Genomic DNA, 15,385 nt, shown 5'->3' on the forward strand with positions numbered 1-15,385 from the left:
GCTTTCGCCACCCTGGAAGGCTCGAGATTGTAACAAGCGCAGGTGACATGAGGCCTGAAGCGAGTGCAAGAAGCAGAGTGATTACTCGCCTTTTGCGCCGATATTTACGGCCAGTTCACAAAGTGCAGTCAGTCTTGAGCCAGACCACGGCGAATGCTTCGGAAACAACGCCTGTTACGAGCTGAGTGAGAGCACAGTCGCCCACACCCGGTCTTGTTTAGCCATGAGCGTGTTCTCCCCATTGGAGAACACGGTAAATGCCAACCCGCTGCGGATTCTGCGCGCGGCAGCACCCGAATTATCAGGGATACGTGTAGGGTGGAGATGCACAACCGTCGGACCGTGTAGCACTAGGCTTATATTTAGACGCTTCATCTCGTCCACAGTCGCCGGTTGATTCCTCCTCCTGACTGAGTGCTTAAGTCACCACAGCAAGCAGGAAGCGTACGTCGCGATATCGCCCATTTTGGCGGGTATTGCTGGACACTGGAGTGGCCAACCACTCTTGACGCACCTGACACCGACCGTGAGAAGTCGTGTGTGCCGAACGCCGTTTCCGGCAGCCCGGAAACCGACGGTACGACATGAAAAGAATGCTGATTAACGCAACTCAACCCGAAGAGTTGCGTGTTGCACTGGTAGATGGCCAACGCCTCTACGACCTGGACATCGAGTCCGGTGCACGCGAGCAAAAGAAGGCCAACATCTATAAAGGCCGGATTACTCGCATCGAACCAAGCCTTGAGGCTGCCTTTGTCGATTTCGGCTCCGAGCGCCATGGCTTCCTGCCCCTCAAAGAAATCTCCCGCGAATACTTCAAGAAAGCTCCTGAAGGCCGCGTGAACATCAAGGACGTCCTGAGCGAAGGCCAGGAAGTCATCGTCCAGGTGGAAAAAGAAGAACGTGGCAACAAGGGCGCCGCCCTGACCACCTTCATCAGCCTGGCTGGCCGCTACCTGGTCCTGATGCCGAACAACCCGCGTGCCGGCGGCATCTCCCGTCGCATCGAAGGCGAAGAGCGCAACGAACTGCGTGAAGCGCTGAACGGTTTGATCGCTCCGGCCGACATGGGCCTGATCGTGCGCACTGCCGGCCTTGGCCGCAGCAGCGAAGAAATGCAGTGGGACCTCGACTACCTGCTGCAACTCTGGACCGCTATCAAAGAAGCTTCGCTGGATCGTTCCGCGCCGTTCCTGATCTACCAGGAAAGCAACGTGATCATCCGCGCCATCCGCGATTACCTGCGCCAGGACATCGGCGAAGTGCTGATCGACAGCGTTGAAGCCCAGGACGAAGCCCTGACCTTCATCCGCCAGGTGATGCCGCAGTACGCCAGCAAGATCAAGCTGTACGAAGACAGCGTTCCGCTGTTCAACCGTTTCCAGATCGAAAGCCAGATCGAGACCGCTTTCCAGCGCGTGGTCGAACTGCCTTCCGGCGGCTCCATCGTGATCGACCCGACCGAAGCCCTGGTGTCCATCGACATCAACTCGGCGCGTGCCACGAAGGGTAGCGACATCGAAGAAACCGCCCTGCAGACCAACCTGGAAGCGGCTGAAGAAATCGCCCGCCAGCTGCGCCTGCGTGACATCGGCGGCCTGATCGTGATCGACTTCATCGACATGACCCCGGCCAAGAACCAGCGCGCCGTGGAAGAGAAAGTCCGCGAATGCCTGGAAGCTGACCGTGCCCGCGTACAGGTCGGCCGTATCTCGCGCTTCGGCCTGCTGGAAATGTCCCGTCAGCGCCTGCGTCCATCCCTGGGCGAAAGCAGCGGCATCGTCTGCCCGCGTTGCAACGGCACCGGCATCATCCGTGACGTTGAATCGCTGTCCCTGGCGATCCTGCGCCTGATCGAAGAAGAAGCCCTGAAAGACCGCACTGCCGAAGTGCGCGCCCAGGTGCCGATCCCGGTCGCTGCGTTCCTGCTCAACGAAAAACGCAACTCGATCACCAAGATCGAACTGCGCACTCGTGCCCGCATCGTCATCCTGCCGAACGATCACCTCGAGACGCCGCACTTCGAAGTGCAGCGCCTGCGTGATGACAGCCCGGAAGCCCACGTCAACCAGTCCAGCTACGAAATCGCTGCTGCCGCTGCCGAAGTGGAAGAAGTCCAGCCAGCGGCTGCGACCCGCACCCTGGTTCGCCAGGAAGCTGCCGTCAAGACCGCACCAGCCCGTGCCAACGCACCGGTTCCGGTTGAAGCTGCCGCTCCGGTTGCCGCGCCAGTTACCCTGCCTGAACCAAGCCTGTTCAAAGGCCTGGTGAAGTCGCTGGTCAGCCTGTTCGCCACCAAGGAAGAGCCGGTTGCGCCGGTTGTGGTCGAGAAGCCTGTGACTGAACGCCCTGCGCGCAATGAAGAGCGTCGCAACGGTCGCCAGCAGAGCCGCAATCGCAACGGTCGCCGTGACGAAGAGCGCAAGCCTCGTGAAGAACGTGCACCTCGCGAAGATCGCGCCCCACGTGAAGAGCGCCAACCGCGCGAAGCCCGTGAAGAAACCCCAGCCGTAGCCCGTGAAGAGCGCGCACCGCGCGAAGAACGTGCACCGCGCACTCCACGCGCCCCTCGTGAAGACCGCAAGCCACGTGGCGAGCGCGAAGAACGCGTGCGTGAACTGCGTGAGCCGCTGGATGCCACTCCGGCCGTAGCCGCCGCTGCTGCAACCGTTGCCACCGCTGAAGAACGTCCAGCTCGCCAGCCCCGTGAAGAACGTGCGCCACGCCCTCCTCGTGAAGAGCGTCAACCACGTGCCGAGCAAGCGGCTCCAGCCGGTGAAGAAGAAGAGCTGCTGTCCAACGAAGACCAGCAACAGGAAGACGGCCAGGACAACGCCGAAGGCGATCGTCCACGCCGCCGCTCCCGTGGTCAGCGTCGTCGCAGCAACCGTCGTGAGCGTCAACGTGATGCCAACGGCAATGAAATCGAAGGCTCGGAAGAGACCGGCGAAGCTACCGCTACTGGCGAACCGACTGGCGCCGAACTGGCTGCCGGCCTGGCCGTTACCGCCGCTGTTGCCAGCTCGGTCATCAGCGCACCTGCTGAAGCCCAAGCCAACGAGCAAGCTGAAGCCGCCACCGCCGCCATCCAGGAAAACACCGTTGTAGAGACGCCAGTCGTCGAAGCACCGGTAGTTGAAGCAACGACTCCGGTCGAAGCGCCAGCTGTTCCGGAAGTGGAAGTGGAAGTAGCGCCGGTTCGTCACGTTCGTGAAGTTCGCGAGCCTCAGCCTGTAGCTGAAGTGGTTGCCGAGCCTGAGGCTGTTGTTGAACAACAGCCAGTGGTTGAAGCCGCTGTTGAAGCACCGGTTGCCGAGCCAACCCCTGAAGTGCGTGAAGTTCGCGAAGAACAGACCGCGTTCCAGTGGACCGCCGAGCCAGCCGCAGTGGTTGAAGCAGTCGAAGCACCAGCACCGGCTCCAGTCGTCGAAGAAGCTCCAGCGCCAGTCGCTGAAGTGGTTGTCGCCGCGGAACCTGTTGCCGTGGTTGCCGAGCCTGAGCCAGTGGTTGAAGTGCCAGTGGTTGCCGAAGTCGCCGCTCCGGTGGTTGAAGCCACTCCAGTCAGCGCCCTGACCGAAAACGGCCGTGCGCCGAATGACCCGCGTGAAGTGCGTCGTCGTCGCAAGGAAGCTGAAGCAGCCGCCGCTGCTGCCAAGGCCGCTGCCGAAGCAGCTCCAGCCGTTGCTGAAGTGGTCGAAGCAGCCCCTGCTCCGGTCACCGAAGCCGTGGTTGAGCACACTGCCCCTGTCATCGACGAGAACGTGCGTTCCGTTGAAGAAGTGGTAGAGCACCAGCCTAAAGCCCTGGAAGAAGAGCACGAGCCTAAACCCCTCGTCTGATTCCATCGGCTACTAAAAAGCCCCGCCTGAGTGATCAGGCGGGGCTTTTTTATGTCTGCCTATCAGCTAGCGGTAGTTCAGCAAAGCCGGCACGTCCACATCCCACAACACACCGGGATCATCGACTGCCACTTCCTGTAGCGAGGCATGGGCAAACAGTGGCTTTGCTCCGCGATCACCGGTCAGTGCCATTAATGCCGGGCCGAACGAACGGCCAAATCCTACAGGATGACCATACTGGCCTGCGTGCACCGGGACACTGATACCGTCCTCTCCAACGCCTGCCATCACCTGCCCGATACTCGCAGGCAGGATAAACGGCATATCCCCCAGCACCACCAGCCAACCGGCAGACGGCCCACTGGCAGCCACTGCGGCGGCGATGCTGTCGCCCATGCCCGGCGAGCGCAACAGCAGCACTTCGCAACCGTGCACCTTTGCCAACCGGATGACTTCCGCGCGATCCGGCGACGTCACCAACCAACGTTTTGCAACGGCAGATGGCAAACTCACCAGCACCTGTTCGATTACCGGCCGCGTGACGCCGTCCCGGCCCACACAGGGCGCCAGCAACTTGTCCTGATCGGCACCCGCCTCAACCCGAAAACGACTGCCCTGCCCCGCCGCCAGGATGATCGCGGTGATGCCCGTCAACTGACGGCTGCCTGCAACGGCTTTTTTTGCAACAGATCAATCCCGTTCTTGATGGCGACGATTTCCGCCATCAACGACAAGGCGATCTCCGCCGGTGTATGGCTGCCGATATGCAGGCCGATAGGCCCATGCAGCCGCGCAATGGCGTCCACACTCAACCCGAGCGCCGCGAGATTTTCCCGGCGCTTCTGGCTGTTGACCCGCGAACCCAGGGCACCAATGTAGAACGCCCTGGAATTGAGGGCCGTCAACAACGCCATGTCATCCAGGCGCGGGTCATGGGTGAGCGCGACAATGGCGGTGCGTTCATCGGTCTGGATATTCAGCACCGCTTCATCCGGCATGCCCGGCACAAAACGCCCGTGCTGTTCTTCCCAGCCATAGACAAACTCCTGGCGCGGGTCGCAGATCAGCACTTCGAAATCCAGCAACCGCGCCATTTCCGCCACATACCGCGACAGCTGGCCCGCACCGATCAACAGCAGGCGCCAGCGCGGGCCATAAATTGCCCGTAATCGCTCGCCGTCAAAGCTGACCACATCGGTCTTGCTCGCACCGCTCAGCACCACCTCACCGGTGGCCAAGTCCAACTCGCGGGCGACAATCTCGTGCGCCTCACAGCGCGCCAGCAGTTCAGCGACCCAACCCGGATCGCCCACCCGCTCTTCGGTCAGGCGCAGGGTGCCACCGCAAGGCAGGCCAAAACGCGCGGCCTCGTCGCGGGTGACGCCATAGGTCACCAACTGCACAGGCGGCCCGTCGTCAGGCAGCCGGCCATCCTGCAAACGGGCGATCAAGTCATCCTCGATGCACCCGCCTGACACCGAGCCAATCACCACCCCGTCACCGCGCAGGGCCAGCATGGCCCCCGGCGGACGTGGCGCGCTGCCCCAGGTCTGGACCACGCTGTACAGCACCACCCGCTGCCCGGCGCGGCGCCATTCCAGTACGCTGCGCAATACATTCAGATCGACGCTGTCCATCAGGCGTTCGCCTCCTGCCAATCTTCCGTGAGCGGATAAAAATATGAGTAGTCAGCTAAGTTAACTCAGCGCAAATAAAAAAGCCCTGCAATGCAGGGCTTGGTGCGTCAAAAAACAAGCTTAGTTCAATAGCGATTGGGCTCCATTTCCAGCACCACCTGGAAACGCTTTTCGATGTCCTGCTGGATACGCAGCGCCAGGCCGGCAATGTCCTGGCCGGTGGCCGCGCCGTAGTTCACCAGCACCAGTGCCTGCAAGCGATGCACGCCGGCATCACCGTCGCGAAAGCCCTTCCAGCCGGCCTTGTCGATCAGCCAGCCAGCGGCCAGTTTCATCTGCCCGTCGGCCTGGGGGTAAGCCACCATGTCCGGATATTGAAGCTGCAACTCGGCGGCCAGCGCCTGGGACACCAGCGGGTTCTTGAAGAAGCTGCCGGCATTGCCGAGCACCGCCGGGTCCGGCAGTTTCTCGCTGCGAATACTGCAAATGGCGCGGCTGACGTCGCTCGGGCTGGCCTGCGTAATGCCTTGTCCGGTCAGGCGCTGTTGCACCGGCCCGTACTCCAGCTTCAGGTGCGCGGCGCGACTCAAGGCAAAACGCACCCGCAGGATCAGCCAGCGGCCGGTTTCGTGCTTGAACAGGCTGTCGCGGTAGGCAAAGTTGCACTCGGCCAGGCTGAAATCCCGCAGCTCGCCGGTGTGGCGATCGAGGGCGGTCAGGCCGGCGAACACGTCCTTGATCTCCACACCATAGGCGCCGATGTTCTGCATGGGAGCGGCGCCAACGGTGCCGGGGATCAGGCTGAGATTTTCCAGGCCGGAAAAACCCTGGGCCAAGGTCCACAGCACAAACGGATGCCAGGCTTCGCCAGCTTCGGCCTCAACCACCACCTGGATGCCATCATCCTGCACGACCCGGATGCCCTGGCTGGCCATGCGCAGCACCAGCGCGTCGATATCCTGGGTCAGCAACAGATTGCTGCCGCCGCCAATCACCAGCAATGGCAGTTGATGCCCGGCGGCATAGGCCAAGGCTTCACGCACGTCGCTATCGTTATGGGCCTCGGCAAACAGCCGGGCGCGCACGTCGATGCCAAAGCTGTTGAACGGTTTGAGCGAAACCTGGGCTTGCACCTGCAACGTCATAACCGGCCCTTCAATTCAATCACCAACAAGTCACACGCGCGCTCGATCAGGTCGAGGACGGTTTCGAAGCCTTGGTCGCCTTCGTAGTAAGGGTCCGGTACTTCATCCACCACCGAGTCGTAACGGCGCAGGAACAGATCCAGGTCCGCCTTGCCTTGGGCCGGCTGCATCGCCTTGAGGTTACGCAGGTTGCTCTGGTCCATGGCCAGGATCAGGTCGTAGCGGGAAAAGTCGGCCCGGGAGACCTGCTGGGCCCGCTGGGCCGACAAGTCGTAGCCACGCTGCAGCGCTGCCCGCTGACTGCGCTTGTCCGGCGGATTGCCCACGTGCCATTCACCGGTGCCGGCGGAGGCCACTTCAACCTGATCAGCCAGGCCGGCTTCCCGCAGTTTGTGGCGCAACACGCCTTCTGCCGTCGGTGAACGGCAGATGTTGCCCAGGCAGACGAACAGAACCTGCATCAGGCCCCCAGCAGGCGACGAACGCGCTCGAGGTCTTCAGGGGTGTCGACACCGGCCGGTGGCGCTTCCAGGGCATCGCCCACGTGGATGCGCACGCCGTGCCACAGAGCCCGCAGTTGTTCCAGGGATTCGGTATTTTCCAGCCAGCACGGGCCCCAGCTGACGAAGTCATGCAGGAAACCGGCGCGGTAGGCGTAGATGCCGATGTGGCGGCGGTAAGGCACGCCCGCCGGCAGCACGTCAGGCTGCTTGGCAAACGCATCCCGCGCCCATGGCAAGGTGGAGCGGCTGAAGGTCAGCGCCAGGCCATTGATGTCACTGACCACTTTCACCACGTTGGGGTTGAACAGGGTCTCGATGTCTTCAATCGGCTCGGCCAGGGTCGCCATGCGGGCTTCGCCATGGGCTGCCAGGTTGGCGGCCACCTGGTCGATCACGCAGGGCGGAATCAACGGCTCGTCGCCTTGCACGTTGACCACGATGGCGTCCGCCGCCAGCCCCAGCTTGGTGGCCACTTCGGCCAAGCGGTCGGTGCCGGAATTGTGGTCTTCACGGGTCAGCACCGCTTCGGCACCAAAGCCTTTGCAGGCCTCGATGATGCGCGGATCGTCGGTCGCGACCACCACCCGTTCGGCGCTGCTTTTGCAGGCCTGTTCCCACACCAGCTGGATCATCGGCTTATCGCCGATCAGTTGCAGTGGTTTGCCGGGCAGGCGGGTGGAGGCGTAGCGGGACGGGATGACAACAGTGAAGGCGGTGGTCATTTATCCAGGCGCTCGTCGGTGGTCAGGGTACGGGCTTCGCTTTCGAGCATTACCGGAATCCCATCACGGATCGGGTACGCCAGGCCGGCGCCCTTGCTGATCAGCTCGGTTTTGTCGGCGCTGAGCTTGAGCGGGCCTTTGCAGATCGGGCAAGCGAGGATATCGAGCAGTTTGGTGTCCATGAGTGTGTCCTGGAAAGCAGCGTTTTAAGGCAAAAGGCGAGCGGGCAGCAAGCGCATCAACTGCGTGTCGAACCAGGCGACAAACGCCGGTGACGGTGCCGCGTCCACCGCAAGGTACCACCAGTCGGGCCTGGCAAAGGCGCGGCACTTCACCGCGTCCTTTTCCGTCATGACCAACGGCAGTGCCGGTGTGAAATTCAAGACCTCGGCGCTATACGGCGCGTGGTCGGCAAAAGCATGGGGTATTGGGCGCCAGTGTAGCGTTTCAAGGGTGTTGAAGAAACGTTGCGGGTTACCGATGCCGGCCACCGCGTGCACCTGCTGCCCCGCCGGGAAGTGATCGACGGGTTTGCGTTCGCCGGTGTGCAGGTTGACCAGCGTGGTGGGCAGCAGGCGAAAGGCAAAACCGTCGTCACGGTCAGAACCCGCGCCGTTGTAAAGCAGCGCATCGACGCTCTGCAAACGCTCGACCGGCTCGCGCAACGGGCCCGCCGGCAGGCAGCGACGGTTACCGAGCCCACGAGCGGCATCAATCAATACCAGTTCCAGGTCACGGGCCAGGCGGTAATGTTGCAGGCCGTCGTCGGAGAGAATCAGGTCGAGGGTTTCGCTGGCCAGCAGCGCCTTTACCGCGCGGCTGCGGTCGGGGTCGATCATCAGCGGCACGCCGCTGCGCTGCACGATCAGCAGCGGTTCATCCCCCGCCTGCGCGGCGGTGTGACTGGCTTCGACCCGCCATGGAAACGCTGGCGGCTTGGCGCCATAGCCGCGGCTCACCACACCGACGCGCAAGCCGCTGCGCTGGCAATGGTCGATCAGCCAGAGAATCAACGGGGTCTTGCCGGTGCCGCCGACGGTGATATTGCCCACCACCACGACCGGCACCGGCGACTGATAGATCTCGCCCTCGCCCGCCAGGAACCGTGCGCGTTTGCGCTGTACCACCCGGCGATAGAGGGATTCCAGCGGCTGCAACAACGCCAGCGCCGGATGGCCTTCGTACCAGGCCTTGAGCAAACGATCGGTGATGGCCATCAGGGTTGGCTCGCCGCCTCGACGGTGGTCATGCGCAAATGGCTGAAGCCGAGCTTGCCGGCAGCGTCCATTGCCGTGATTACGGCCTGATGCTTGGTATTGCCATCGGCGCTGATGGAAAGTGGCAGGTTGGTATCACCGCCCGACTCTTTTTGCAGCGCATCCATCAGGCTGGCCAGGTCATTTTTCTCCAGCAACTGGTTATTCACCGAGAACACGCCATCGGCGCTGATGGCGATGTCCAGTTGCTTGGCCTGCTGGTCTTCCGCCGGGGAGCCGCTGACGGCTTCCGGCAGGTCGACCCGCAGTTGGGTTTCCCGGGTAAAGGTGGTGGTGACGACAAAAAACAGCAGCAGGATAAACACCACGTCGATCAACGACGCCAGGTTGATATCGACGTTTTCCCGTTGCTTGCGGCGAAATTTCACGCGTTGCCCTCAACGAAGTCCACGTCACGGTCGCCCTGCACCACTTCCACCAGCTTGATGGCCTCCTGCTCCATGCCCACCACCAGCTCATCGATGCGCCGTTGCAGGAAACGGTGGAAGAACACCGAAGGAATACCGACCATCAGGCCCGCCGCCGTGGTGATCAAGGCCTTGGAAATACCACCGGCCAGCACTGCAGCGTTGGTGGTCATGCCCGAGCCCATGAAGGAGCTGAAAATATCGATCATGCCCAGCACGGTGCCGAGCAGCCCGAGCAATGGCGCCATGGCCGCAATGGTGCCCAGGGCATTGATATAGCGCTCCAGCTCATGGATGACCCGGGCGGCAGCCTCTTCAATGCACTCCTTCATGATCTCGCGACCATGCTTGGAGTTGGCAAGGCCGGCGGCGAGGATTTCACCCAGGGGCGAGTTGGCGCGCAGTTCCTTGAGCTTGGCCTTGTCGAGCTGCTTGTTCTTGATCCAGCCCCAGACCTGGCCCAGCAGGTGGTCAGGTGTTACACGGCTGGCACGCAGGGTCCACAGGCGTTCGGCGATGATGCCGAGTGCGGCGATGGAACTCAAAATGATCGGCAACATCATCCAGCCGCCGGATTTGACCAATTCCCACACAGTGAATGTCCCCTCGAAAAAGTGCGCCACTTTACCATAAGGGTCCGGTGGAAGGGCTGGCCTGCCCCAGAGCATCCTGTCGCAGGGGCCGGTCTTTGGTAACGCTGTTTTGCGGCGGGCGCTCGCGCCAGAAACGCCGCTGGCTGCGCGCGGCCACCGGCGGCTGGAAGCTGCCCAGTTGCAGGCGCAGCGCGCCCTGTTCGGCACTGTCATAAATCGCGCTGCCCACGGCCTGGTAACGCTCCAGCACTTGCGGATGCGGATGGCCAAACCCATTGCTGCGGCCACGGGAAATCAATACGGCCTTGGGCGCCAGGCGCAGCAGGAATGGCCATGAAGACGAGCTGCGACTGCCATGATGCGGCGCTTGCAGCCAATCGACCGGGGCGCCCAAGGGCGTGGCGAGCAACGCTCGCTCGGCCTCGCGGTCAATATCCCCGGTCAGCAACAACCGTTCGCCATTGGCCTGCACGAGCAATACGCAGGACATCTGGTTACCGTCCGTCGCATCAGGCCATTGCCATAGCTCGAACGTCACGCCGTCCCACGCCCACTGCTCGCCGCTGACACAGGGTTGAGTACCGAGCGAGACTGGCAGCCGCTCTGTTTCACCGCCTATCACTCGCTTGATCGGCATTCCTTGGGCGACAGCCAATGCACCACCGGCATGATCAGCGTCGGCATGGCTGAGCAGCATCACGTCCAGCTCCGCTACCCCCAGCTTGCGCAACGCGGGCAACACGACACGAGCGCCCAGGTCGAACTCGCCGGAACGCGGCCCGGCGTCATACAGCAGCACATGGTTGCGGGTACGCAGGATGATCGACAACCCTTGGCCAACATCCAGTTGCACCACCTCGACCCGCCCATGGGGCACCAACTCCCGAGGTGGAAACACCGCCAGCAGCAACATCGGCCAGCCCAGCAGCCGAAACGGGATGCCCTTGGGCATCAATAACAGCACCGCGCCCAACGCACTCACCAGCCAATAGCCTGCCGGTACTTGCGCCGGGACCCAGGCCGGCACGTACTGCGCCAGCAGCGCCAGGGCCTTGAACAGCCAGCCCAGCGTGCCACCCGCCAGCCACAACAACCCCTCACCTATATAAGGCAGCGGCAATAACGCCGTACCCAGCAACGCCAGGGGCAATACCACCAGGCTGATCCACGGCACCGCCACCAGGTTGGCCAGCGGCCCGCTCAGGCTGATGGGCAGGCCGAGCACCAGCAGCAACGGAAACAGGCCGATGGCAATCAACCATTGGGCCCGGGTCCAGGCCTGCCAGGCACTCCAGGGCCCCAGCCGACCACTGAACGCCAAAATCAGCACGGCCACCGCCGCAAACGACAGCCAGAATCCCGGTTGCAGGCTGGCCAGCGGTTCGAGGATCAGTACGGCATTCAGCGCCAGCAACAGCGGCCACCAGATGCCCAGGTGACGAAAGCGCAGGCGCCACAGCAGGACCAATCCCACCATTACGCAGGCCCGCTGCACCGGCACCTCGAAACCCGCCAGCAGGCCGTAGCCCAGCGCCGCAGCGAATGCCAAGCCACAGGCCCAGGGCAACCACGGCAAGGGTTTCGGCCAACATCCATAGCGCGCCAGACCGGCCACCAGGCCATAGATCAACCCTGCGAGCAGGCCAATGTGCTGGCCGGAAATCACCAATAAATGCACGGTGCCGGTCGCTTGCAGAACCTGCCAATCCTCAGCGGCCAACCCGGAGCCATCCCCGAGCACCAACGCCGCCAGGCCCGCCTCGCGCCCTTGGGCATCCACCGCCAACAACCGCTGGCGAATCCCGTCACGCCAGGCTTGCCGCGCAGGCGCCAGCCGCTGGCCATCCTTGACCGAGCCGGTGGCGCCGATCCGCTGGGCCAGCAACCAGGCCTCATAGTCAAAACCCTCGGCATTCAGCAAACCGGCGGGACGCTTGAGCGTAACCGCCAACCGCCAGCGCTCACCACTTTGAACCGGCGGGCCGCCACGCCAGGACACACGGATGTGCTTGGGCAGCAGCGCCTTGCGTGACCGGCTGTCGGTCAGTTCAAAGCGCACGCCGTCGCCCGTCTGCTGCGGTAACCCGGTAACACGCCCTTCCACCCAGCGGGTCTGGCCATCCAGACTCGGGGCTAAACGATCATCCAGTGCCCACTGTGCACTGAGGCACGCCCAGCTCAATCCGAGCAGGAAAAACGCCAGCGGATACGTACGAAAAGGCAACAACATCAGGGCCAGCACCGGCATCAACAGCAGCCAGCCGCTGGACGGCAACACGGGTAAAAAGCGCAAGGCGAGCAGCCCCAGCGCGAGTGCGAACATCCCTGTTCTCATGGATCTTTCCTTGAAAGTGACCCATTGAGTCTTAGCCGGCCTGTAAATGCGGCCTATTATTATTTGTCACAAAGTCTGAATTTCCCGTTCATGGAATGCGGGCATACTTGCCCCTCGAACTGACCTGGACCCCTTATGCCACGGCGCTTATTCAAACGGTACATGCCCGATCCGACCAGCATTCGGGAACACAAGTCCTTACGCTTTCTCGGCAAATTGCTGCATGACCCGAACCTCTGGCACCTCAATCGGCACTCGGTCGCCCGCGCCATGGCGGTGGGCCTGTTCGCGGCGTTTATCCCTATTCCCTTGCAGATGCTGCTGGCCGCGGTCCTCGCCATCAGCGTGCGCGGCAACATGCCGATTGCCGTCAGCCTGGTGTGGCTGACCAACCCGATCACCATGCCGCCGGTGTTCTTCTGCACCTACATGACGGGCGCCTGGCTGATGAACGTGCCGCCCCGCAGCATGCCCGACGAGTTGACCTGGGAGTGGATCAGCGGGCAGCTGTCGACGCTGTGGCAACCCTTCCTGCTGGGCTCGGTGGTATTGGGGCTGGTGATGGCGGCGCTGGGGTATTGCCTGACCATGGGTTACTGGCGCTGGTGGGTTGCCCGCCAGTGGAAAAAACGCAAACAGCGCAGGAGGTAAGGGTTAGCGAGCCAGCAAGCGCATATGCACGCGCAACCCCTGGCCGCTGTTTTCCGCCCACAGGCTGCCGTCCTGGCGCTGCACGGCGTTGCGCGCAATGCTCAACCCCAGGCCGAAGCCGCCGTCGCCAGGGCGTGAACCGTCCAGCCGGGTGAACGGCGCAAAGATCCGCTCCAGTTCCAATTCATCGATCCCGCCGCCCTGGTCTTCCAGCCACAAGTGCCAATGATCACCCTCGCGTTGCCCGCCCAATTGCACCGTCCCGTTTTGCGGAGAATGGCGGATGGCATTGCGCAGGATGTTTTCCAGCGCCTGGGCCAGCAGGTTCAGATTGCCGCGCACCCAGCAGTCCGCCTCAAGTTCGCACTGTAAACGTGACGGCGGCCAACCACTTTCAAAACAGGCGTTTTCCCGGAGCATGTCCCACAGCGCCTGCACCTGTATGTCCTCCTTGGGCAGCGGCGCACGTTCGGTGTCGAGCCAGGCCAGTTGCAAGGTGTCTTCCACCAGGCGTTGCATGCCGTCGACTTCCCTGCCCAGGCGTTCGCGCATCTGGGTCAGGTCCTGCTCGCTGTCGCAGGCGACGCGCAAGCGGCTCAGCGGCGTGCGCAACTCATGGGACAAATCCCGCAGCATTTGCTGTTGCAGGGCCACGGTGCCTTGCAAGCGTTCAGACATCTGGTCAAACGCGCGGCCCAATTCCCCCAGCTCATCCTGGCGGCTGGTGGTGTCGCGGGACAGCCGGGTGCTCAACTGGTCGGCACGCCAGGCATTGGCCTGCTCCCGCAGATGGTTCAGGGGCATGATCAGCAACCGGTAAAGGCCGATGCACAACAGCAGGGTGAACAGGCCGGGAATCACGCCATTGGTCACAATCCGCCAGAACAATTGGTTTTGCCCGGGCATAAAGCGCCGTGGCAATTCAATCACCAGGGATCCCGCACCCGGGTCACCCGAAAACGGGATTTTCAACCACGGCAGGCCTTTGGCATGCCGGCTGACGGGCCAGTCCAGGCCACGCAGGAAGGTCAGGCGCTGGCTCTCCTTGTCTGTCAGCGGGTAGCTGCTCAGGGATTGCAGATCGTTACCGATAACGCCCAGCCACGTGCGCTCGTGCTTGCCCATGGTGCTCAACCACGCATCTACACCGGCGTTGCCGCCTTTGTTCCAGGCCAGTTCCGCGCCGGCCGCATAACCGCTCAAAGTGGCGCGGGCCTCACTGGACAGAAAGGCATTCTGCTCTTCCATGTACCGGCCCCAGGACCAACTGAGCCAGATCATCAGCAGGCAGAAGGCTATCAGCAGGCAGGCCAGTTTCCAGAATAACGAATGCTTGCCCGGCAGCCGTTTGAGGGTGGCCTTAAAGCCCGTCATCGTGACCGCTCAACACATAGCCCTTGCCCCACACCGTGCGCACTTCCCGCTCGCTGTAGCCTATGGCCTTGAGCTTGCGACGAATCTGGCTGATGTGCATGTCCAGGCTGCGATCATGGGGCGCATAGCCGCGCTGAAAGACATGCTGGTAAAGGAAGGCTTTGCTTAGGACTTCCTCGCCGTTGCGGTGCAGGGTTTCCAGCAGGCGATATTCGCTGCGAGTCAGCCCGGCCCAGTGCTCCCGATGAAAGACGTCGCACAATTCATCATCGAACCGCAGGCCGAGGGCATCGTCGCGCACCGTCGCCAGGGCCGGCAACGGCCGCCGATCCAGGGCAACCCGGCGCAGTATGGCTTCGATGCGCACCCGCAGCTCGGCCATGCTGAATGGCTTGGGCAGGTAATCATCCGCTCCCAGGCGAAAGCCGCTGATGCGGTCGGCTTCGGCGCCCAGTGCCGACATCAGGATCACCGGGATCGAATGGCTCTGGCGCAAATGTGTGAGCACCGACAAGCCGTCCATGCCCGGCAACAGGATGTCCATCAACACCACGTCGAAGCTTTGATCGCGGGCCATTTGCAGACCCTGCTGGCCGTCCTGGCACCAGGTCACCTGGAAGCCACAGCGGCCCAACTGCTCATGGACATAGGCGCCAAGCACAGGATCATCTTCAATCGCCAGGATACTGGGTAAGCCAAGTGCTACGGGATTCATTAGCGTCTGCAAGTCATTCTCAATGACTGATTATTCAAGATTGCCCCCCCATGAGCAACCGCCGCCGGGCGTCCGATGGTCCAAGGTTTGCCTCAGGTCATTAATTTGCAAGATTCCAGACCGCGCAAATGGCTACACTGCGCAGGTGGCGCGGGCCGGATGCCTGCGTGGAATTTCGACAACAGTG

Annotated in this window: 14 protein-coding genes; 2 read left to right on the forward strand and 12 right to left on the reverse strand. The window is 62.4% G+C overall.

Annotation, left to right across the window (positions count from 1 at the left end):
* Positions 1 to 593 precede the first annotated feature (593 nt).
* A complete protein-coding gene (gene rne, locus V3W39_RS12205) occupies positions 594 to 3,839 on the forward strand; it encodes a ribonuclease E (protein WP_330212685.1) in 3,246 nt (1,081 codons plus the stop codon).
* 66 nt (positions 3,840 to 3,905) lie between these two features.
* Here rne and V3W39_RS12210 read toward each other — a convergent pair whose 3' ends face one another.
* From V3W39_RS12210 to V3W39_RS12255, 10 genes are all read right to left on the reverse strand, one after another.
* Positions 3,906 to 4,493, reverse strand: coding sequence for a nucleotidyltransferase family protein (locus V3W39_RS12210; protein ID WP_330212686.1), 588 nt, complete (start codon positions 4,491 to 4,493; stop codon positions 3,906 to 3,908).
* Complete coding sequence (locus V3W39_RS12215) at positions 4,490 to 5,476, reverse strand: XdhC family protein (protein WP_177077356.1); 987 nt, start codon at positions 5,474 to 5,476, stop codon at positions 4,490 to 4,492. Before V3W39_RS12215 ends, V3W39_RS12210 begins: the two co-directional genes overlap by 4 nt.
* Before the next feature lie 125 nt (positions 5,477 to 5,601).
* On the reverse strand, positions 5,602 to 6,621 hold the full coding sequence (murB, locus tag V3W39_RS12220) for a UDP-N-acetylmuramate dehydrogenase (RefSeq protein WP_330212687.1): 1,020 nt from the start codon (positions 6,619 to 6,621) through the stop codon (positions 5,602 to 5,604).
* Complete coding sequence (locus V3W39_RS12225) at positions 6,618 to 7,082, reverse strand: low molecular weight protein-tyrosine-phosphatase (RefSeq protein ID WP_010165863.1); 465 nt, start codon at positions 7,080 to 7,082, stop codon at positions 6,618 to 6,620. Before V3W39_RS12225 ends, murB begins: the two co-directional genes overlap by 4 nt.
* The gene (gene kdsB / locus V3W39_RS12230; RefSeq protein WP_177042954.1) at positions 7,082 to 7,846 is read right to left on the reverse strand and encodes a 3-deoxy-manno-octulosonate cytidylyltransferase; all 765 of its coding nucleotides are present in this window, start codon (positions 7,844 to 7,846) and stop codon (positions 7,082 to 7,084) included. The genes V3W39_RS12225 and kdsB overlap by 1 nt, the downstream gene beginning before the upstream one ends.
* On the reverse strand, positions 7,843 to 8,028 hold the full coding sequence (locus tag V3W39_RS12235; RefSeq protein WP_003174668.1) for a Trm112 family protein: 186 nt from the start codon (positions 8,026 to 8,028) through the stop codon (positions 7,843 to 7,845). Before V3W39_RS12235 ends, kdsB begins: the two co-directional genes overlap by 4 nt.
* A gap of 24 nt (positions 8,029 to 8,052) precedes the next feature.
* Positions 8,053 to 9,063, reverse strand: a complete 1,011-nt coding sequence (gene lpxK, locus V3W39_RS12240; protein WP_177042953.1) for a tetraacyldisaccharide 4'-kinase — start codon at positions 9,061 to 9,063, stop codon at positions 8,053 to 8,055.
* Positions 9,063 to 9,491, reverse strand: a complete 429-nt coding sequence (locus tag V3W39_RS12245; RefSeq protein ID WP_177042952.1) for an ExbD/TolR family protein — start codon at positions 9,489 to 9,491, stop codon at positions 9,063 to 9,065. The genes lpxK and V3W39_RS12245 overlap by 1 nt, the downstream gene beginning before the upstream one ends.
* Positions 9,488 to 10,123 carry a MotA/TolQ/ExbB proton channel family protein gene (locus tag V3W39_RS12250; protein WP_177042951.1) on the reverse strand — a complete coding sequence of 212 codons (636 nt, stop codon included), beginning with the start codon at positions 10,121 to 10,123 and terminating at the stop codon, positions 9,488 to 9,490. The genes V3W39_RS12245 and V3W39_RS12250 overlap by 4 nt, the downstream gene beginning before the upstream one ends.
* A gap of 31 nt (positions 10,124 to 10,154) precedes the next feature.
* Entirely contained in the window at positions 10,155 to 12,446 is a 2,292-nt protein-coding gene (locus tag V3W39_RS12255) for a DNA internalization-related competence protein ComEC/Rec2 (protein WP_330212688.1), read from the reverse strand.
* A 147-nt stretch (positions 12,447 to 12,593) separates the two neighbouring features.
* Here V3W39_RS12255 and V3W39_RS12260 point away from each other — a divergent pair, with 147 nt between their 5' ends.
* A complete protein-coding gene (locus V3W39_RS12260) occupies positions 12,594 to 13,109 on the forward strand; it encodes a DUF2062 domain-containing protein (protein WP_177077363.1) in 516 nt (171 codons plus the stop codon).
* 3 nt (positions 13,110 to 13,112) lie between these two features.
* On the opposite strand, the gene V3W39_RS12265 is transcribed toward V3W39_RS12260, so the two are convergent.
* On the reverse strand, positions 13,113 to 14,483 hold the full coding sequence (locus V3W39_RS12265) for a sensor histidine kinase (RefSeq protein WP_330212689.1): 1,371 nt from the start codon (positions 14,481 to 14,483) through the stop codon (positions 13,113 to 13,115).
* A complete protein-coding gene (locus V3W39_RS12270) occupies positions 14,470 to 15,198 on the reverse strand; it encodes a response regulator transcription factor (protein WP_177131026.1) in 729 nt (242 codons plus the stop codon). The genes V3W39_RS12265 and V3W39_RS12270 overlap by 14 nt, the downstream gene beginning before the upstream one ends.
* Positions 15,199 to 15,385 lie beyond the last annotated feature (187 nt).

This window comes from Pseudomonas sp. Z18(2022) (assembly GCF_036346535.1).
GTDB lineage: Bacteria > Pseudomonadota > Gammaproteobacteria > Pseudomonadales > Pseudomonadaceae > Aquipseudomonas > Aquipseudomonas yamanorum_A.